Annotated in this window: 17 protein-coding genes and 1 pseudogene; 13 read left to right on the top strand and 5 right to left on the bottom strand. The window is 72.6% G+C overall.

Annotation, left to right across the window (positions count from 1 at the left end; translation table 11 throughout):
- Positions 1-102: 102 nt before the first annotated feature.
- Both H9652_RS01995 and dapD read right to left on the bottom strand, forming a co-directional pair.
- Positions 103-1,023 (bottom strand): hypothetical protein, encoded by a 921-nt coding sequence (locus H9652_RS01995; protein ID WP_191794408.1) that lies wholly within the window; start codon positions 1,021-1,023, stop codon positions 103-105.
- 82 nt (positions 1,024-1,105) lie between these two features.
- Positions 1,106-2,089: a 2,3,4,5-tetrahydropyridine-2,6-dicarboxylate N-succinyltransferase gene (dapD, locus tag H9652_RS01990; protein WP_191794407.1), complete on the bottom strand. Its 984-nt coding sequence runs from the start codon at positions 2,087-2,089 to the stop codon at positions 1,106-1,108.
- A gap of 125 nt (positions 2,090-2,214) precedes the next feature.
- Between dapD and dapE the strand changes: the two genes are divergently transcribed.
- The 6 genes and pseudogenes from dapE to H9652_RS01960 all read left to right on the top strand — a co-directional run bounded on the left by dapE (position 2,215) and on the right by H9652_RS01960 (position 8,626).
- The gene (dapE, locus tag H9652_RS01985; RefSeq protein WP_191794451.1) at positions 2,215-3,303 is read left to right on the top strand and encodes a succinyl-diaminopimelate desuccinylase; all 1,089 of its coding nucleotides are present in this window, start codon (positions 2,215-2,217) and stop codon (positions 3,301-3,303) included.
- 42 nt (positions 3,304-3,345) lie between these two features.
- Positions 3,346-4,164: an LOG family protein gene (locus tag H9652_RS01980; protein ID WP_191794406.1), complete on the top strand. Its 819-nt coding sequence runs from the start codon at positions 3,346-3,348 to the stop codon at positions 4,162-4,164.
- Between the two features lie 161 nt (positions 4,165-4,325).
- A pseudogene (gene folP / locus H9652_RS01975) lies at positions 4,326-5,183 on the top strand (dihydropteroate synthase).
- Positions 5,180-6,598, top strand: a complete 1,419-nt coding sequence (locus tag H9652_RS01970) for a hypothetical protein (RefSeq protein WP_225227575.1) — start codon at positions 5,180-5,182, stop codon at positions 6,596-6,598. Before folP ends, H9652_RS01970 begins: the two are co-directional and overlap by 4 nt.
- A gap of 225 nt (positions 6,599-6,823) precedes the next feature.
- On the top strand, positions 6,824-6,991 hold the full coding sequence (locus tag H9652_RS01965; RefSeq protein WP_064506638.1) for a DUF3117 domain-containing protein: 168 nt from the start codon (positions 6,824-6,826) through the stop codon (positions 6,989-6,991).
- A 6-nt stretch (positions 6,992-6,997) separates the two neighbouring features.
- On the top strand, positions 6,998-8,626 hold the full coding sequence (locus H9652_RS01960; protein WP_225227574.1) for a leucyl aminopeptidase family protein: 1,629 nt from the start codon (positions 6,998-7,000) through the stop codon (positions 8,624-8,626).
- Between the two features lie 60 nt (positions 8,627-8,686).
- Here the strand turns inward: H9652_RS01960 and H9652_RS01955 are convergent, their stop codons facing one another.
- Complete coding sequence (locus H9652_RS01955) at positions 8,687-9,337, bottom strand: O-methyltransferase (protein ID WP_371415826.1); 651 nt, start codon at positions 9,335-9,337, stop codon at positions 8,687-8,689.
- A gap of 216 nt (positions 9,338-9,553) precedes the next feature.
- Here H9652_RS01955 and sigE point away from each other — a divergent pair, with 216 nt between their 5' ends.
- From sigE to H9652_RS01920, 7 genes are all read left to right on the top strand, one after another.
- Positions 9,554-10,198: an RNA polymerase sigma factor SigE gene (gene sigE / locus H9652_RS01950; protein WP_191794404.1), complete on the top strand. Its 645-nt coding sequence runs from the start codon at positions 9,554-9,556 to the stop codon at positions 10,196-10,198.
- On the top strand, positions 10,195-11,199 hold the full coding sequence (locus H9652_RS01945) for an anti-sigma factor family protein (protein ID WP_191794403.1): 1,005 nt from the start codon (positions 10,195-10,197) through the stop codon (positions 11,197-11,199). The genes sigE and H9652_RS01945 overlap by 4 nt, the downstream gene beginning before the upstream one ends.
- On the top strand, positions 11,196-12,767 hold the full coding sequence (locus H9652_RS01940; protein ID WP_191794402.1) for a S1C family serine protease: 1,572 nt from the start codon (positions 11,196-11,198) through the stop codon (positions 12,765-12,767). The genes H9652_RS01945 and H9652_RS01940 overlap by 4 nt, the downstream gene beginning before the upstream one ends.
- Positions 12,768-12,776: 9 nt before the next feature.
- Entirely contained in the window at positions 12,777-13,160 is a 384-nt protein-coding gene (locus H9652_RS01935; protein ID WP_191794401.1) for a twin-arginine translocase TatA/TatE family subunit, read from the top strand.
- A 70-nt stretch (positions 13,161-13,230) separates the two neighbouring features.
- Positions 13,231-14,268: a tryptophan--tRNA ligase gene (gene trpS / locus H9652_RS01930; RefSeq protein ID WP_191794400.1), complete on the top strand. Its 1,038-nt coding sequence runs from the start codon at positions 13,231-13,233 to the stop codon at positions 14,266-14,268.
- Positions 14,268-14,819 (top strand): 2'-5' RNA ligase family protein, encoded by a 552-nt coding sequence (locus H9652_RS01925; RefSeq protein ID WP_191794399.1) that lies wholly within the window; start codon positions 14,268-14,270, stop codon positions 14,817-14,819. Before trpS ends, H9652_RS01925 begins: the two co-directional genes overlap by 1 nt.
- 29 nt (positions 14,820-14,848) lie before the next feature.
- Complete coding sequence (locus tag H9652_RS01920) at positions 14,849-16,024, top strand: YihY/virulence factor BrkB family protein (protein ID WP_191794398.1); 1,176 nt, start codon at positions 14,849-14,851, stop codon at positions 16,022-16,024.
- Positions 16,025-16,094: 70 nt separating this feature from the next.
- On the opposite strand, the gene H9652_RS01915 is transcribed toward H9652_RS01920, so the two are convergent.
- Together H9652_RS01915 and sdhA are read right to left on the bottom strand one after the other, a co-directional pair.
- Positions 16,095-16,868 carry a succinate dehydrogenase iron-sulfur subunit gene (locus H9652_RS01915; RefSeq protein ID WP_138823851.1) on the bottom strand — a complete coding sequence of 258 codons (774 nt, stop codon included), beginning with the start codon at positions 16,866-16,868 and terminating at the stop codon, positions 16,095-16,097.
- Positions 16,868-18,700: a succinate dehydrogenase flavoprotein subunit gene (gene sdhA, locus H9652_RS01910; RefSeq protein ID WP_191794397.1), complete on the bottom strand. Its 1,833-nt coding sequence runs from the start codon at positions 18,698-18,700 to the stop codon at positions 16,868-16,870. The genes H9652_RS01915 and sdhA overlap by 1 nt, the downstream gene beginning before the upstream one ends.
- Positions 18,701-18,707 lie beyond the last annotated feature (7 nt).

The raw sequence follows: 18,707 nt of genomic DNA, 5'->3' as shown, positions 1-18,707 counted from the left end.
GTCGGGCCCCGGAGCACCCTCACCCGGCGCCCCCCCGGGGGGGGGGGGCGGGCGGCGTCTCCCGGCTCGTGCCGTCCTCGACGAGGAAGCAGCGAGGGCCGGTCAGGGCTCGTCGGTCGTCGCGACCGTGACGCGGACCTGACCCGGGCCGGGGTGCGGCGAACCGTCGGTGGCTGCCTCGGCGGCGGCCCACTCGGGCGACTCGCGGGACCACGTCCGGTCTCCGACGTCGACCTGCACGACGTCCGTCGCGTCGGCGCTCGCCACGGCCCACTGGGCGACGGCCCAGCCGGCCCGGTCCGCCTCCGGAGGGTTCCCTGCGAGCGGCAGGGCGTCGACCGTCACGGCCGCTCCGTCGGCGCTGAGAGGCAGGTCGCCGAGATCACGCTGCACCCTTGCCTCCAGGCCGGAGACGGACTCCTCGGTGCTCACGAGCGTCGCGGGGTCGACCGGGGCCAGGTCGCACGTCAGCGTGCCCTGGGAGTTTCCCGTGAGGGCGGAGGCCCAGGCGCGGGAACGGGACTCGTGCTGGGCGTACGCGTCGGGGAACCCTGATCGCTGCACGGCCTGGGCGGCCACGGTCACGGGCAGCTCGGTGTAGCCGTCGACCTTGTCGAGGCCGTCGTAGAACGCCGTCGTCGAGTAGACGGGATCCATGATCTGCTCGATCGTGCCCCAGCCCTGGGAGGGGCGCTGCTGGAACAGTCCGATCGAGTCGCGGTCGCCGTAGTCGATGTTGAGCAGGCGTGACTCCTGCAGGGCGGTCGCGAGGCCGATCGTGGCAGCGCGTGCAGGCATCCCTCGCCGCACGGTCGTCACGGCGATGAGCGCGGCGTTGTCGGACTGTGCGGGGGACAGGTGCCAGGCCTGCCCGTCTGCCGTGGCGGCGCAGCGCTCGGCCACCGGGCTGTGGTCGTCGAGCCGGTTGAGGGCCAGGACGACTCCCGTCGTCGCGACCGCGAGCACGGCGACGACCGTGACGGCGAGTCGCAGCGGACGTCGTCGCCGTCGATCGCGGGGCATGCGCGGCGCGGACCCTGGGCCCTCCGGTCCGAAGATGGGCGCGGTGCCCTGCGGACCGGAGGAACCCCTGGTGGCGGACACGTCAGTTGGCGTGCAGCGCGGCGTTGAGCTCGATCCCGACGCCCGTGCGCGAGACCGCCTCGACACCGCCCGTCAGGGAGTTGCGACGGAAGAGCAGGTTGGCCTGTCCCGAGAGCTCGCGCGCCTTGACGACGACCGGGGCGCCGTCGGGGCCGCTGCGGCCGACGAGCGTCACCTTGGTCCCGGCGGTCACGTAGAGGCCGGACTCGACGACGCAGTCGTCCCCGAGCGGGATGCCGAGCCCGGCGTTGGCGCCGAGCAGCGAGCGCTGGCCGATCGAGATGACCTCGCGGCCGCCGCCGGACAGGGTGCCCATGATGGACGCGCCGCCGCCGATGTCGGACCCGTCGCCCACGACGACTCCGGCCGAGATGCGGCCCTCGACCATCGAGGTGCCGAGCGTCCCGGCGTTGAAGTTGACGAAGCCCTCGTGCATGACGGTCGTGCCCGCGGCGAGGTGAGCGCCGAGGCGCACCCGGTCGGCGTCGGCGATGCGGACGCCCGAGGGGACGACGTAGTCGACCATGCGGGGGAACTTGTCGACGCCGAGGACCTGGACCGGCTGGCCCGTCGCGGCGCGCAGGCGCAGGCGGGTCTCCTCGAAGCCCTCGACCGCGCACGGTCCGTGGTTGGTCCACACGACGTTGGTCAGCGCCCCGAAGACGCCGTCCAGGTTGAGACCGTGCGGGGTGACGAGGCGGTGCGAGAGCAGGTGCAGGCGCAGGTAGGCGTCGGCCGCACCCGCGGGGGCCGCGTCGAGGTCGATCTCGGTGCGCACGACTACGACGTCCACGCGGCGCGCGTCGTCGCGCTCCGTGAGGGCGTCGAGCGAGGCGGGGGAGGTCTCGTCCGCCGGGGCCTGCCCGAGGGCGGGGGACGGGTACCAGACGTCGAGGACGGTGCCCTCGTCGGTCACGGTGGCGAGGCCGAAGGCCCAGGCGGTGCGGGGGCCGGGTGCGGCGCCGGTGGGAGTCGCTGAAGTCATGCCTTCACCCTATCCGCCACTCCCGGCCGACCGGTGAACCGTCCGGGTAGGGTCTGCGTGTGACCAGCGACGAGACTCCCGACCAGACCTCCGACCAGACCACGCCGACCGTGCCGCCGCCGGCGATCCGGCTCGACCTCGACGGCGACCTCACGGCGCTCTTCCGCGCGGTGTGCGACGTGCCGTCCGTGAGCGGGGACGAGAAGGCCCTGGCCGACGCGATCGAGGCCGCGCTGCGACCGCTCGCGCACCTGGACGTCGTGCGCGACGGCAACGCGATCGTCGCCCGCACGCACCTCGGGCGCTCGCGCCGCGTCGTGATCGCCGGGCACATCGACACCGTGCCGCTGACCGACCCGCCGAACCTGCCCACCCGCCTGGTCGGCGAGGGCGCCCAGGCCGAGATCTGGGGGCGAGGGACGGTCGACATGAAGGGCGGGCTCTCGGTGCAGCTCGCGCTCGCGGCGTCCCTCACGGAGCCCAACCAGGACGTCACCTGGGTCTTCTACGACCTCGAGGAGGTCGCGTCCGACCTCAACGGCCTGGGCCGCCTCGCACGCAACCACCCCGAGCTCCTGCAGGGCGACTTCGCGATCCTCGGCGAGGCCACGGCCGCGGGCATCGAGGGCGGCTGCAACGGGACGCTGCGCGTCGAGGTACGGGTCCCCGGGGTCACGGCGCACTCGGCGCGCGCGTGGATGGGGTCCAACGCGATCCACTCGGCGTCGGTCGTGCTCGACCGCCTCGCGGCCTACGAGCCCGCGTCGATCGAGGTCGAGGGGCTCGTCTACCGCGAGGGCATGAACGCCGTCGGTATCCGCGGCGGCATCGCGGGGAACGTCGTCCCGGACGAGTGCGTGGTCACGGTCAACTACCGCTTCGCGCCCTCGAGGTCGCTGCCCGACGCCGAGGCGCACGTCCGCGACCTGTTCTCCGGTTTCGAGGTGGTCGTCACCGACGCCGCTCCGGGTGCACGCCCAGGGCTCGACGACCCGCTCGCGGCCGACTTCGCCGCCACGGTGCTCGAGCTCACGGGCGGGGCGCCCGCCCCCAAGTACGGCTGGACGGACGTCGCCCGCTTCGCCGAGATGGGGATCCCGGCCGTGAACTTCGGCCCCGGCGACCCCGTGCTCGCGCACAAGGACGACGAGCGTTGCCCGGTCGGCCACCTCGCGCTGTGCCACGACGCGCTGCGCGAGTGGCTCACCCGCTGATCGTCCCCGCCACCGGTACCGGGACGGCTTAGGCTCGAGAGCATGAGCGACGACGGAGTTCCCCAGGCAGGCACCGGTTACCGCAAGGGTCCGGTGCTGCTGCGGGGCGAGCAGATTCCCCAGCAGACGACCGACCAGCGGCTGCTCGACACCGCGGGCAGCGCGGACTGGGTGCACAGCGACCCGTGGCGGGTCATGAGGATCCAGAGCGAGTTCGTCGAGGGCTTCGGCGCCCTCGCCGAGGTCGGCCCGGCGGTGTCGGTCTTCGGGTCGGCGCGCACGAGTCCCGACCACCCGGACTACGCGCTGGCCGAGCAGGTCGGCCGGCTTCTCGCCGAGCGCGACCTCGCGGTCATCACGGGCGGCGGGCCCGGGATCATGGAGGCCGCGAACAAGGGTGCCAACGAGGCGGGAGGCCTGTCGATCGGCCTCGGCATCGAGCTGCCGTTCGAGCAGGGCATGAACAAGTACGTCAACCTCGGCGTGAACTTCCGGTACTTCTTCGCCCGTAAGACGATGTTCGTGAAGTACGCGCAGGGCTTCGTCGTCCTGCCGGGCGGGTTCGGCACGTTCGACGAGCTCTTCGAGGCGCTGACCCTGGTCCAGACGCACAAGGTCACCGAGTTCCCCATCGCGCTCGTGGACACCGAGTACTGGCAGGGCCTGCTCGACTGGGCGCGCACGACCGTCGCCGGGCGCGGCATGATCAGCGCGCACGACCTCGACCTGCTGTACCTGTGCGACGACCCGGCAGAGGCCGTCGAGTACGTGTGCGAACGTGGCGCGGAGCTGCGTGCGGAAGAGCTCGAGGCCGTGGCCGACACGGCAACCGCCCAGCAGCGGGCGTCCGGCGACCGGTGACCGAGGTTGTGCCCCCGGTGCAGGGCGACCGGACGTCAGGATGGCGCACGTCGTCGGAGGTTCCCTCGCCGGTCCCTCCGCAGTGCGCACCGCTCGTCCTGCGAGGGCGTGAGGTCGGCGTCGACGAGTCGGCTCCCGGGCGTCCCCAGCGCCCCGTGGTCATGGCGATCGTCAACCGCACGACCGACTCGTTCTACGCCCCGGCACGCCAGCTCGACGACGGCGCGGCGCTCGAGGCCGTCGCACGGGCGTGGTCCGAGGGGGCTGCCATCGTCGACGTCGGGGGAGTGCGCGCCGGCACCGGCCCCGAGGTCACCGCGGCCGAGGAGATCCGACGCGTCGTGCCCTTCGTGGGACGGGTGCGTGCGGAGTTCCCCGACCTGCTCGTGAGCGTCGACACCTGGCGCGCCGAGGTCGCCCGCGAGGCGGCCCTGGCCGGGGCGGACCTGATCAACGACACCTGGGCCGGGCACGACCCGGCCCTGGTCGAGGTCGCGGGCGAGCTCGGCGTGGGCGTCGTGTGCTCGCACACGGGCGGGGCCGTGCCGCGCACCGACCCGTTCCGCGTCGCGTACCCGACTGCGGAGCAGGACGAGGCGAGCCGACCGCACGACCCCCGTGACGCCGTCGTGCAGGACGTCGTGGCGACCCTGACGGCCGCCGCGGCGCGCGCGGTCGCCTGCGGCGTGCCGCCCGCGTCCGTCCTCGTCGACCCGACGCACGACTTCGGCAAGAACACCTGGCACTCGCTCCACCTGGTGCGCAGGACGCAGGCGCTCGCGGGGCTCGGCTACCCGCTGCTCATGGCGTTCTCGCGCAAGGACTTCGTCGGCGAGACGCTCGACCTGCCCGTCGACGAGCGGCTCGAGGGCACGCTCGCGGCGACCGCGGTCGCCGCGTAGCTCGGCGCCCGCGTGTTCCGCGCGCACGACGTCGCCGCGACCCGTCGGGTCCTGGAGACGGTTGCGGCGATCCGCGGAGACACACCGCCGGCTCGCGCGCTGCGCGGTCTGGCGTGAGCCGCCGCGACGTGGCCGCGGGCGGGGCGAGCCGCGCGGGCGGACCCGCTCGGTCACCGCGGCAGCCCGCCCGCCCGCTCCCCGCCGTGCTGGCTCCCGCGCGGTGGCACTGGTGGGTCCAGGTGCTCGCGGTCTACGTCACGGCCCGGCTCGTGACCGCCATGATCCTGCTGGTCGTCTCGCGCTGGCAGGAGGCCAACCTCTGGACCGACGCCGCGCCGTCGTACAGCGCGTGGACGGGACGGATGTGGGACGCCTCGTGGTACCAGCAGATCGCCGAGGACGGGTACCCCGCAGAGCTGCCCGTCGGGCCCGACGGGGCCGTGCAGCAGAACGTCTGGGCCTTCTACCCCCTGTTCCCGTTCCTGGTCCGCGCGGTCCAGCAGGTCACCGGGCTGGGCTGGGACGTCGTGGCGCCCACGATCTCCCTGCTCTGCGGAGCGGGGGCGATGCTCGTCATCCATCGCCTCGTCGAACGGGCCGGGCACCGGGCCGTCGAGCGACGGCCCGGCCTGCCGCTCGCCACGGTCGCGCTCGTGAGCGTCTTCCCGTCCTCGGTCGTCCTCCAGGTCGCCTACACCGAGGCGCTCGCGCTGCTGCTGGTCGCCTCGGCCCTGTACCTGCTCTGGGCGCGGCGCTACGAGTGGGCAGGGCTCGTGATCGTGCTCCTCGGTTTCACGCGCGCGGTCGCGCTGCCGCTCGCGCTGGTCGTGGCGTGGCACGCCGTCGTGCGGTACCAGGAGTGGCGGCGGGCACGCCAGGAGATCCCCGCCGGAGCGCCGGGCGGTACGCCGGGCGGCCTGCCGCGCGACCGTCAGCCGGGCGTCGCCGCACAGGGAGGGCTGGTGGAGGGCGCGGTACCCACGGGCGCGGTGGCCCTCGCCGGGGACCGCGACCCTCTGCCCTTCCCGTGGCGGGACGCCGTGCGGATCGCCGCCCTGCTCGTCGTCGCCGTGCTCAGCGGGCTGCTCTGGCAGCTCGTCTGCGGGATCGCGACCGGGCGCTCGGACGCGTACTTCCTGACGCAGGGCGCCTGGCGGGGGACCGGTCCCGTGGTGCCGTTCGTGCCCTGGCTCGACGTCTCGCGCGCGCTGTTCGGCGGCGCCGGGCCGTGGGTCCTGGCGGCTGTCCTGGCGGGCGTGGCGGCTCTCGGCCTGAGCCCGGTCTCGCGGCGGCTGGGCCCGGAGCTCCAGGCCTGGCCGCTGGCCTACCTGGGATACCTGGTCGCCGTGATCGAGCCCTGGACGAGCATCGTCAGGTTCCTGCTGCTCGCGTTCCCCCTCGGGGCCGTCACTCTCGGGTGGACCCGCTCTCGATGGTGGTTCTGGGGGTGCCTGGCCGCCGGGGTGGCAGGGCAGGCCTGGTGGGTCTGGGCGCTGTGGCGGCTCACACCACCGAGCGGGTGGCCGCCGTAGCGAGTCCTGGCGCCGTGGCGTGCCGAGCGCGGGCTCGTCCCACCGAGTCCTGGCACGTCCTGCCACGTCTCAGGTCACGATCTGGGCATTTGCGGCCACGGCGTGTCGTATCGGTGAACTAGAATGGTACCTGGACGTCCTCTGGACGGTCGGCGCGGAGACGCGCCACCGACCTGCCGGGACGTCGACCACAGCAGTACTGGACTACGGAATGGAGAGCCCACAATGGCTGCGATGAAGCCGCGTACGGGGGATGGCCCGCTCGAGGTCACCAAGGAAGGTCGCGGCATCGTCATGCGCGTCCCGCTCGAGGGTGGCGGTCGACTCGTGGTGGAGCTCAACGCGACCGAGGCCAGCGAGCTGGGCGAGGCTCTCCAAGCCGTCGTGGGCTGAGACACCTTGACCGCGCGCGCAGCCCAGGCAGCCCAGCCAGTCCCGGACCTCCCGCCCGTCGGCGGTGCTCCTCGACACCTCCCCGAGGTCGTCGAGGCGCCGGGCACCGTCCTGGACTGTCCGTTCCTCACCGACGACGCGGTCGCCGCGCTCGTGGTGGCCGTCGCTCCTCCGCTCGAGGAGGAGGACGGCCTCCAGCCGCGCGCCGGCACCGTGGACGCCACCGCGCGCTACGGCATCGATCTGGCCGAGCTCGCGGACCGCTCCGGGGGTACGTCCTTCCGCGGCGCGGCAGGGCAGGTCGCCACGGTCGACCTGCCGCGCACCCACACGGGCTCCACGCACCGCCTGCCGTGGGCCGGGCTGCCGTCGACGATCGTCCTGCTCGGGATCGGCAGCGGCACGGACCTGGAGCTGCGGCGTGCCGGCGCTGCGCTCGCAGGGGCCACCCGAGGCCTCGAACGAGTCGTCAGCGCGGCCACCGCGGACGCGACCGCGACGGGCGTGCGCGCCTTCGTCGAGGGCTACCTCCTCGCGGCCTACCGCATCCCGCGCTTCGGCCGCCCGACGGCGGCACGACCGGGCGAGGGCCCCGCGCAGGACGCCCCGGCCGAGCAGCTCGTGCTGCTCGGCGAGAGCCGGGAGACGCAGCTCGAGGCAGCTCGCGTCTCGGCCACCGCGACGTGGCTCGTGCGAGACCTGGCCAACACGCCCTCCAACGTCAAGGACCCCGCCTGGGTCGCCGAGCAGGCGACAGCCCTGGCCGGTGCCGCTGGTCTGGCCGTCGAGGTGCTCGGCCCCAAGGAGCTCGCGGCCCAGGGCTTCGGCGCCCTCCTGGCGGTCGGGGCCGCGTCGGCCAGCCCTCCCCGCCTCGTGACCGTCACGTACGAGCCCGAGGCCGCCGAGCGGCACGTCGTCGTCGTCGGCAAGGGCATCACGTACGACACGGGCGGGCTCTCGATCAAGCCGCGTGAGGCCATGGTGCCCATGAAGACGGACATGGCAGGGGCAGCGGTCGCTCTGGCCGCGGTGCTCGGAGCGGCGGAGTCCGGGGTGCGGCACAAGGTCACCGCCGTCCTGCCCCTCGCCGAGAACCACTTCGGCGCCGACTCATACCGTCCCGGAGACGTCCTGCGGACCTACTCGGGCACGACCGTCGAGATCGCGAACACGGACGCCGAGGGACGCCTGGTGCTCGCCGACGCCCTCGGGTACGCGGTGGCCACGCTCGCACCGGACCTGCTGGTCGACGTCGCGACCCTCACGGGCGCGGCCAGCGTCGGCCTCGGGCGGGGGCACGCGGCGCTGTTCGCCACGAGCCCCGAGCTCGTGAGCGGCATCGAGGCGGCGGCAGCCGTCACGGGGGAGCGGGTCTGGCACATGCCGCTCGTGGAGGACTACGCGAGCGCGCTGCGCTCGGAGGTCGCGGACCTGCGCCACGTACCGATCGAGGCGCGTGGCGGTGGATCGATCACCGCCGCCCTGTTCCTGCGCGAGTTCACGGACGGTCTGCCGTGGGTCCACCTCGACATCGCGGGACCGGCGCGCGCCACGGCGTCGCGTCACGAGGTCACGGAGGGGGCGACCGGCTACGGCGCGCGCCTCCTGCTGCAGTTCCTGCGCGACCTCGACTGACCCTCGACACCGAGGAGGGCCCCTCACCGGTCTCGGTGAGGGGGCCTCTCGTCGTGTGCGCTACCGCCGGACGCCCAGCAGGAGCCCGTCGCCGCTGGGGATCATGGCCGGCAGGACCCGCTCGTCGGCACGCAGGGAGCGACCGACCTCGCGGACGATGGCCGTGACCTCGTCGCGCCGCGCCGGGTCCGCGACGCGGTCGCCCACGAGCGCCCCGTCGACGGCCACGATCCCGCCCGGTCGCAGGAGACGCAACGCCTGCTCGACGTACTCGGGATAGCTGTGCCGGTCGGCCCCGACGAGCACGAGGTCGTAGGCGCCGTCGGTGAGCCGGGGGAGCACGTCGCTCGCCCGACCGGGGATGGTCCGGGTGCGCGTCGCGCGGATCCCGGCCTCGGCGAACGCGTCCTTGGCGGCCCGCTGGTGCTCGACCTCGACGTCGATCGTGGTCAGGACACCGTCCTCGGGCATCCCCCGGAGCAGCCAGAGGGAGGCGACCCCCGTGCCCGTGCCGATCTCGACGACGGCACGGGCGGCGAGGGCCGCGGCGAGGGCCTGGAGGACGGCGCCCACGCCGGGCAGGACGGCGGGGCAACCCAGCTCGGCGGCACGCTCACGAGCGCGCAGGAGGACGTCGTCCTCCGGCACGAACTCCTCGCAGTAGGTCCAGCTCGACGCCTTGGCGTTGGTCCGGCCGATGTCGGTGGTGATAGGGCCCTCCTGGTCTTGGGCACCGCGTGTCTCCGGTGACCCGGACGGACTGCTGTGGTGCGGCGGCCCCGCGCGGTGCAGGTGATGCGATCGTACCGGTCGAAGGGCCCCGAAGCGCTGGCTGGAGCGCGTTCGGGGGGAGGTTTCGTGCACGTCGTGTCGACGTCCCGGCGCGAGCGGGAACGGATGCGGGTCCCGCGACGTTGAGAGGGGACAATGGACCGTGTGAGCAGTGACGTGAGTGCCCAGCCCTGGACGCCCCCCTCGTGGGACCAGATCGTGCGGGAGCACTCCGCGCGCGTGTACAGGCTGGCGTACCGCCTGACGGGGAACCAGCACGACGCCGAGGACCTGACCCAGGAGACCTTCATCCGGGTGTTCCGCTCGTTGTCGAGCTATACGCCCGGGACGTTCGAGGGCTGGCTCCACCGCATCACGACCAACCTGTTCCTCGACCAGGTCCGGCGCAAGCAGCGCATCCGGATGGAGGCCATGGGCGACGACTCGGCGCAGTACCCGGCCACCGGTGAGATGACCCACCCGGAGCGAGGGTACGAGCACACGAACCTCGACCACGACGTACAGCGGGCGCTCGACGCCCTGTCTCCGGAGTACCGGGCGGCGGTCGTGCTGTGCGACATCGAGGGGCTGAGCTACGAGGAGATCGCGGTCACGCTCGGGATCAAGCTGGGCACGGTGCGCTCACGCATCCACCGCGCCCGCACCCAGCTCCGTGCGGCCCTGCCCCACCGCGACCCGTCCGAGCGCCCCGGGAGCGACGCCGGTTCCGTGCTCTCGGCGGACTCCGCCGTCGACGAGCTCGCCGCGCTCGCGGCGCACACCGCCCCGGGGGGACCATGACGCACCTCGGGACCCTCGTCAGCGCCCTCGCCGACGACCAGCTCTCACCGGCCACGCGCGAGCGCGCGCTGACGCACGTCGCGGGCTGCGACCAGTGCGCCGCGGAGCTCGCGGTGGCGCGCGCGGTGCGCAAGCGGCTCTCGTGCGCGCGCGACGTCCTGCCCACCACGGACCTGACCTCCCGCCTGCTGGCGCTCTCGTCGGAGATCCCTGCGGCGCAGGGGGACCCGCTGCGGCAGGGGCCGCCCGCCCGCGACCCGTGGGCTGCGGCGCCCGAGGCCGGCGCGCTGCGGGACGCCCTCACGGGGGACTTCGTGGCTCACGCCCGACGGCGGCGCTCGCGTCGGACGGTCGTCGCGGCGTCGAGCGGTCTCGCAGTCCTCGCGGTCGCGTTGTTCACGCTCGGTGACCGTCCGCTCGTGGTGCCCGACCGGCACGTCGCGGCCCCGCTGACGCTCCTCGCGCAGGCGGGGGACGACGCGCAGGACGCGACGGACCCCGGCCTGGTGCCGGTGCGTCCCACGGCCGGCGGGTCGGGGACCAGCGCCTCGGCCGCAGCCTCCACCGACTCGATGGACCTGGTCGACTCCGCGGCGCTCGCGTGGATGGCCGACCACGGCTGGACGAGCCCCTCGGGGATCCTCGAGGGGTTCGACGTGACGGGCGTCCACCTCGTCGGGGACGACAGGGACGTCCTGCAGGTCGATCTCGCGGGGCCCGAGGGGACGATCGTGGTACGCGAGCAGGTGGGGCGGCTGGACACCACGTCGCTGACGCGGTCCGAGGGGTTCGACGGGCGCGCCGTCTACGTCCTGTCCGACGAGCCGTGGCACGTCGTGTGGCAGGCTGGGGACACGGTGATCGACGTGGTGGCCGAGGCTCGCAAGGAGGTCCTCGCCGCGTTCGTCGCGACGTTCCCGGCGCACGACTTCGACGCGGGGGTCCCGGCCCGCATCTCCCGGGGATGGACGACCATGACAGGAGCCTTGGGCACCCCATGACCGCACACGACTCAGCGCCCGGACCCGCGGAGCCGCAGCCGGACGGCGCCCGGCCGGAGCCCGCACCGTCCCAGCAGGCGTCCGACCACCGCGAGGCGCCGCCGCAGGAGCCCCGGAACCCGTTCGCGCCACCGTCGTCGTACCGGTCGACGCCTGCGGCGCCGGTGCCGGTCGAGAGGAACGCCTCGGTGCCGCCCGCCCCCGTGACCGGACAGCACGACACGCGACCCTACGGTGCGCCGCTCGGCCCGCTGCCGGTCGCGCGCCCCGGGCTTGCGGGCTACGGGGCCGCCCAGGGGCCACAGTCCCCGGTCCCGCCCCCGCCGTCGTACCAGGTGGCCCGGCCCGGGGTGTACCCACCGGGACAGCACCCCCAGCAGCCAGACCGTCCTGCGCCGCAGCCGCAGGTCGGTCCGCCGGCTCCCCCCGTCGAGCCCTGGGGCGAGCAGCAGGCGCCGCCCGCCCCGTCACGACGGCGCGGGCTCGGCGCGGGGGCCGTCGCCGGCATCGCGGCTCTGGCCCTGGTCGCCGGGGCGGTCGGAGGGGTCGCAGCGGACAGGATCGTGGACGGGTCGGACCGTCGGCCCGTGGACGTCTCCCTCCCGGCCGCGGGCACGGCCCCGGGGGAGGAACGACCCGCAGGGTCCGTCGCGGCCGTCGCGGCGAGCGTGCTGCCGAGCGTGGTCTCGCTCCAGGTCGAGGGTGCGGACGGTGTCTCGACCGGGTCGGGCTTCGTGATCCGTGAGGACGGCTTCATCCTCACGAACAACCACGTGGTCGCGGGCGGTGCGGCGGGGGGCGAGGTCACGGTGCTCTTCGCCGACGGCAGCGAGCGTCCGGCCGAGATCGTCGGCCGCACCCCCGACTACGACCTGGCGGTCGTCAAGGTCGACGAGTCGGGGCTGACTCCGCTCGTGCTGGGCGACAGCGACGCGGTCGTCGTCGGCGACCCGGTCGTCGCGATCGGTGCGCCGCTCGGACTCAACGGGACGGTCACGACGGGGATCGTGAGCGCACTGCACCGGCCGGTCGCCGCGGGCGACTCGGCGGAGACGGCGTTCATCGACGCCATCCAGACGGACGCCGCGATCAATCCCGGGAACTCGGGCGGACCGCTCGTCAACGGTGCGGGGGAGGTCGTCGGGGTGAACTCGGCGATCGCGCAGCCACCGGGCACGGGCGCGGCGACGGGGAGCATCGGGCTCGGCTTCGCGATCCCCTCGAACCAGGCCCGGCGCACCGCGCAGGAGCTCATGGCCAGCGGTACGGCCACGTACCCGGTGATCGGCGTCCTGCTCGACTCCCGCTACCAGGGTGAGGGCGTCCAGGTCACGACCGAGCCGCAGGGCGGGCAGGCCCCCGTGACGGCGGACGGACCTGCCGCCGTGGCAGGGATCCAGGCGGGTGACGTGATCCTCTCGATCGACGGACGGCCCGTGAGCCTGAGCGACGAGCTCATCGTGGCGATCCGGGCCAAGGCGCCCGGGGACACCGTGACGCTGCGCGTGCGCACGGGGGACCAGGAGCGCGACGTCCGTGTCGTGCTCGACGAAGCCACGAGCGAGTAGTCTGACCGCGTGTTCGGAATCAACGGCTGGGAATTCGGGATCATTCTGGTGGTCGCCGTGATCGTCATCGGTCCGGAGAGGCTGCCCCGGTACGCCGAACAGCTCGGCGCGTTCGTCCGCACCGCTCGCGGCTTCCTGAAGGACGCCAAGGAACGGGTCGACGACGAGCTCGGCGACCAGGTCGGCGACGTGGACTGGTCCAAGCTGGACCCGCGCCAGTACGACCCTCGGCGCATCGTCCGTGAGGCGTTGCTCGACGACGACGTGCTCGGCCCGTCGGCGCGACCGCGTGCTGGGGGCCCCGTCCCGCCCCCGCCCCCGCCTTCCGGGGGCTCTGCCACCGAGGTACCGGTGCCCGGGCGGCGCGCACCGTTCGACGACGAAGCCACCTGAGTCCGGGCCCTCCGGACCCGGCGGTCGGCCCGGATTCGGCCAGGGCACCTCGACCTGTCAGAATGGGGCAATGGTCAACGAGGTTCCCGGTGTACGGCGTCCACGCATCTTCTCGGGGATGCAGCCCACGGAAGACTCCCTCCAGCTGGGGAACTACATCGGGGCTCTGAGCCAGTGGGTGGCCCTGCAGGAGTCGTACGACGCGATCTACTGCGTGGTCGACATGCACGCCCTGACGGTCAACCCCGAGCCGGAGAAGCTGCGCGAGCGTACGCGCCGCACCGCGGCCCAGTACCTGGCCGGCGGCGTGGACCCCGAGGGGTCGACGCTGTTCGTGCAGTCGCACGTCCCGGAGCACGCGGAGCTCGCCTGGGTGCTCTCGTGCCAGACAGGGTTCGGCGAGGCCGGCCGCATGACGCAGTTCAAGGACAAGTCGGCGAAGCAGGGCACTGACGGCACGACGGTCGGGCTCTTCACCTACCCGGTGCTCATGGCCGCAGACATCCTGCTGTACGACGCGGCGCTCGTACCGGTCGGGGAGGACCAGCGCCAGCACCTGGAGCTCGCCCGCAACCTGGCCGAGCGCCTCAACTCCCGCTTCGGTGAGGACACCGCGGTCGTCCCCGAGCCGCACATCGTCAAGGCCGTCGCGAAGATCTACGACCTGCAGGAGCCCACGGCCAAGATGAGCAAGTCCTCCTCGGGGGGCAAGGGGGTCATCTGGCTCCTCGAGGACCCCAAGGTCGCGGCGAAGCGCGTCAAGTCGGCGGCGACGGACTCGGAGAACGAGATCCGTTACGACCCCGTGGCCAAGCCCGGCATCTCGAACCTCCTGACGATCTTCTCCGCGCTCACGTCGCGGCCCGTCGACCAGATCGCGGCGGACTACGAGGGCAAGGGTTACGGACACCTCAAGGTGGACCTGGCCGAGGTCGTGGTCGACTTCCTGACCCCGTTCCAGGCGCGGGCCAACGAGTACCTGTCGGACCCGGCCGAGCTCGACGCCGTCCTTGCGCGCGGCGCGGAGCGGGCTCGTGGCCTGGCTCAGGACACCCTCGACCGCATCTACGACCGGGTCGGGCTGCTGCCCGCTCGTCGGACGCGCTGATGAACCTCCCCGAGCGGGGTCCGCACCAGGTGCGGATCGGTATCGCGATCGAGATCCCCGAGCCCTACGGCACCGCGCTCCAGGAAGCACGGGCGGCGTTCGGCGACCCGTTCGCGGGAGACATCCCTCCGCACATCACCCTCCTCGGGCCGACCGTCGTGGACGAGTCCGACCTCGACGAGGTGTACGCCCACCTGGAGCACGTCGCGGCGCACGCGGCGCCGTTCCGAGCCATCCTGCGTGGTTCGGGGACGTTCCGTCCCGTCTCGCCCGTGGTCTTCGTGGTCGTCGCGCAGGGGATCGCGGAGTGCGAAGGGCTCGAGGGAGCCGTGCGTTCAGGGATCCTGGACCAGGAGCTGCGTTTCAACTACCACCCGCACGTCACGGTCGCGCACGAGGTCGACGACGAGGCGCTCGACCTCGCTTTCGACGAGATGGCAGGCTTCGAGGCCGCGTTCGACGTCACGGGTATCCACCTGTACGAGCACGGCGACGACGGCGTGTGGCGACCGGCTCGCAGGTTCGACCTCATCGGGCTGTCGGACGCGTGAGTCGCGCCGTCCTCTTCTAGGCTCGGGCGATGACCCAGGCAACCACCCCGGCACCCGTTCGTAGGGCCGGGACCGCACGTCCGGGCCGTGACGGCCCATCCTCCGACGCCCGGAAGACCAGCACACCGCATGCCCGCACGCCCCGCACCGCGCCCGACGACGGTGCCTCGGACGTCCCCGGGACGGTCGCTCGCCTGACAGCCCGTGCCAAGGGGCTCCAGGCCTGGTGGAACACGACCCGACCGGCTCGTGCGCTCGCGCAGTACGGGGTCCAGCGCGGAGCCCTCCTGTGCGGCGGCATGGCCTACTCGGCCCTGTTCTCCCTGTTCGCCGGGCTGACGATCTTCTACACGGCCTTCATGGCCTTCCTGGGCAACCGGGAGGAGCTGCGCGACGAGATCTTCGCGCAGATCGACAAGGCGATCCCGGGGCTCATCGACACCGGGGACGGCAGCAGCGGGATCATCTCGCCCGACCAGCTGATCCTCGACCGTGGCTTCGACCTGTCGAGCATCATCGCGGTGTTCGTGCTGCTCTTCAGCGCGATCTCCTTCATGGCGGCGCTGCGCACCTCGACCCGGGCGATGTTCTCGCTCACGAACGTCGGTCAGAACCCGGTGCTGTCCAAGCTGCGCGAGCTGGGCGGGTTCGCCGTGCTGGGGATCAGCGTGGTGATCTCCGCGGCCGCGACGGTCGTGGTCCAGAGCCTCGGGGCGACGATCTTCGGCGACGGCGTCCTGGCGGCCGTCCTGGTGCCCGTGGGCGGCATCCTCGTCGGGCTCGTCTTCGACGCGATCGTGGTCCTGCTCATCGTCCGCTTCGTCGCGGGCGTACGTCCGCCGCGCAAGGACCTGTACATCGGCGCCATGACGGCGGCTGCGGCCTTCGGGGTGCTGCGCTACCTCGGGACGAGCATCATCGTGGGCAGCTCGTCGCGCAACGCGCTGCTGGGCTCGTTCGCCACGTTCGTGACGATCCTCCTGCTGGCCAACTTCGTCACCCGGATCCTGCTCATGGTCGCGGCGTGGATCGCGGACCCGCCCGCGCAGCCGACCGCGGACGAGCTGCGCGAGCAGGCCGAGGCGGAGCAGGACGAGCGGCTCGAGGCGCGCGTCCGTCGAGGGGCCGGGTACGGCTATCCCTGGAGTCCCCTGGTCCGCGGGGTCCGCCGGGGGCGGGAGCCCCGGGTGTCCGTCAGGCTCTGAGCCGCCGAACGCCGACGGCGGCCCACCGGCGAGAGCCGGGGACCGCCGTCGGGCAGTGCAGGGAGGCGTGTCAGAACGCGCGGGTGATCATCGCGCGCTTGACCTCCTGGATCGCCTTGGTGACCTCGATGCCACGAGGGCACGCCTCGGTGCAGTTGAAGGTCGTGCGGCAGCGCCACACGCCTTCCTTGTCGTTGAGGATCTCCAGGCGCTGGGCCGCTCCCTCGTCGCGCGAGTCGAAGATGAAGCGGTGGGCGTTGACGATCGCCGCGGGGCCGAAGTACTGACCGTCGGTCCAGAACACGGGGCAGGACGACGTGCACGCCGCGCACAGGATGCACTTGGTCGTGTCGTCGAACCGCTCGCGCTGCTCGGCCGACTGCAGCCGCTCCTTGCTGGGCTCGTTCCCCGAGGTGATGAGGAACGGCATGATCTCGCGGTAGGAGGCGAAGAACGGCTCCATGTCGACGACCAGGTCCTTGATGACCGGCAGGCCCTTGATGGGCTCGACGGTGATCGGCTTGTCCGGGTTGACGTCCTTGAGCAGCGTCTTGCAGGCCAGGCGGTTGCGGCCGTTGATCCGCATCGCGTCCGAGCCGCAGATCCCGTGCGCGCACGAGCGACGGAACGTCAGCGAGCCGTCGTGCTCCCACTTGATCTTGTGCAGGGCGTCGAGCACGCGGTCCGTGCCGTGGGCCAGGACCGTGTACTCCTCCCAGTACGCGTCGTCCCCGTGCTCGGACTCGGGGTTGTAGCGGCGGAGCTTGATCGTGACCTCGAAGGAGGGCACGGCGCCGACCTCGGTCTTCTCAGAACCGGCAGGGGCTTCGAGTGTGGCAGTCATCAGTACTTACGCTCCATGGGCTCGTACCGGGTCTGGGTGACGGGCTTGGAACCCAGCACGATCTTGTAGGAATCGAACTCCTCGACGTGGTCGAAGTAGCCGTCGACGTGACCGTCGGCGGTGTCGCCGGCGGAGGTGGGGCGACGGTAGGCCATCGTGTGGAGCATGTAGTTGGCGTCGTCGCGGTTCGGGAAGTCCTCGCGGTAGTGACCGCCGCGCGACTCCTTGCGGTTGATCGCGGCGATGACCGTGACCTCGGCGATGTCGAGCAGGAAGCCCAGCTCGATGGCCTCGAGGAGGTCCGTGTTGAACAGGCGTCCCTTGTCCTGGACCGAGACGTTGCGGTAGCGGTCCTGGAGGGTGCGGATGTCCGAGAGCGCCTGGTCGAGCGACTCGCCCGTGCGGAACACCTGGGCGTTGGCGTCCATGGTCTCCTGGAGCGCCTTGCGGACGTCGGCCACGCGCTCGCCGTCGGGCCGGTTGCGCATCTCGTCGAGCTGCGCGATCACGGCGGCCGCAGGGTTCTCGGGGAGCTCGCGGTACTCGGCCGTCGCGGCGTACCTCGCGGCCTCGCGGCCGGCGCGCTTGCCGAACACGTTGATGTCGAGGAGCGAGTTGGTGCCGAGGCGGTTCGATCCGTGGACCGAGACGCACGCGACCTCGCCGGCCGCGTACAGGCCGCGCACGACGTTGTGGCCGTCGCGGAGCACCTCGCCGCCGACGTTGGTCGGGATACCGCCCATGGCGTAGTGCGCCGTGGGGTAGACGGGCACGGGCTCCGTGTAGGGCTCGATGCCGAGGTACGTGCGCGCGAACTCCGTGATGTCCGGCAGCTTGGCGTCGATGTGCGCGGGCTCGAGGTGCGTGAGGTCGAGCAGGACGTAGTCCTTGTTCGGCCCGGCGCCGCGGCCCTCGCGGACCTCGTTCGCCATCGAGCGGGCGACGATGTCGCGCGGCGCGAGGTCCTTGATGGTCGGGGCGTAGCGCTCCATGAAGCGCTCGCCCTCGCCGTTGCGCAGGATGCCGCCCTCACCACGGGCTGCCTCCGACAGGAGGATGCCCAGTCCTGCGAGGCCCGTCGGGTGGAACTGGAAGAACTCCATGTCCTCGAGCGGGAGACCGCGGCGGTAGGCGAGCGCCATGCCGTCACCGGTGAGGGTGTGCGCGTTCGACGTCGTCTTGAAGATCTTGCCTGCGCCGCCCGTGGCGAAGATGATCGCCTTGGCCTGGAAGACGTGGATCTCGCCCGTCGCGAGGTCGTAGGCGACGACGCCCGTCGCGTTGACCTGCTCGCCGTCCGGCACGTCCTCGGCCGCGAGGTCGTGGTCCGTGATGAGGTCCAGGACGTAGAACTCGTTGAAGAACTCGACGTTCTGCTTGACGCAGTTCTGGTAGAGCGTCTGGAGGATCATGTGACCCGTACGGTCCGCGGCGTAGCACGAGCGGCGGACCGCGGCCTCGCCGTGGTTGCGCGTGTGCCCGCCGAAGCGGCGCTGGTCGATCTTGCCCTCGGGGGTGCGGTTGAACGGCAGGCCCATGCGCTCGAGGTCGAGCACCGCGTCGATGGCCTCCTTGGCCATGATCTCCGCGGCGTCCTGGTCGACGAGGTAGTCGCCGCCCTTGACCGTGTCGAACGTGTGCCACTCCCAGTTGTCCTCCTCGACGTTCGCGAGGGCGGCGCACATGCCGCCCTGCGCCGCGCCGGTGTGGGACCGGGTGGGGTAGAGCTTCGAGATGACCGCCGTGCGGACCTTGCCGGACGACTCCAGTGCCGCGCGCATGCCGGCGCCGCCTGCTCCGACGATGACGACGTCGTACTGATGGGTTTGCATCGGTGTC

The sequence above is a fragment of the Oerskovia rustica genome (genome assembly GCF_014836555.1).
Lineage (GTDB): Bacteria > Actinomycetota > Actinomycetes > Actinomycetales > Cellulomonadaceae > Oerskovia > Oerskovia rustica.
This window is presented reverse-complemented; position numbering and strand designations above follow the sequence as displayed.

Bases quoted from the DNA above. Each gene is read 5' to 3' on its own strand.
- H9652_RS01940 (WP_191794402.1), top strand. From the start codon at position 11,196: ATGACCGCACACGACTCAGCGCCCGGACCCGCGGAGCCGCAGCCGGAC.
- H9652_RS01915 (WP_138823851.1), bottom strand. From the start codon at position 16,868: ATGACTGCCACACTCGAAGCCCCTGCCGGTTCTGAGAAGACCGAGGTC.
- H9652_RS01920 (WP_191794398.1), top strand. From the start codon at position 14,849: ATGACCCAGGCAACCACCCCGGCACCCGTTCGTAGGGCCGGGACCGCA.
- sigE (WP_191794404.1), top strand. From the start codon at position 9,554: ATGGACCGTGTGAGCAGTGACGTGAGTGCCCAGCCCTGGACGCCCCCC.
- H9652_RS01945 (WP_191794403.1), top strand. From the start codon at position 10,195: ATGACGCACCTCGGGACCCTCGTCAGCGCCCTCGCCGACGACCAGCTC.
- trpS (WP_191794400.1), top strand. From the start codon at position 13,231: ATGGTCAACGAGGTTCCCGGTGTACGGCGTCCACGCATCTTCTCGGGG.
- H9652_RS01995 (WP_191794408.1), bottom strand. From the start codon at position 1,023: ATGCCCCGCGATCGACGGCGACGACGTCCGCTGCGACTCGCCGTCACG.
- dapD (WP_191794407.1), bottom strand. From the start codon at position 2,089: ATGACTTCAGCGACTCCCACCGGCGCCGCACCCGGCCCCCGCACCGCC.
- sdhA (WP_191794397.1), bottom strand. From the start codon at position 18,700: ATGCAAACCCATCAGTACGACGTCGTCATCGTCGGAGCAGGCGGCGCC.
- H9652_RS01965 (WP_064506638.1), top strand. From the start codon at position 6,824: ATGGCTGCGATGAAGCCGCGTACGGGGGATGGCCCGCTCGAGGTCACC.
- H9652_RS01980 (WP_191794406.1), top strand. From the start codon at position 3,346: ATGAGCGACGACGGAGTTCCCCAGGCAGGCACCGGTTACCGCAAGGGT.
- H9652_RS01925 (WP_191794399.1), top strand. From the start codon at position 14,268: ATGAACCTCCCCGAGCGGGGTCCGCACCAGGTGCGGATCGGTATCGCG.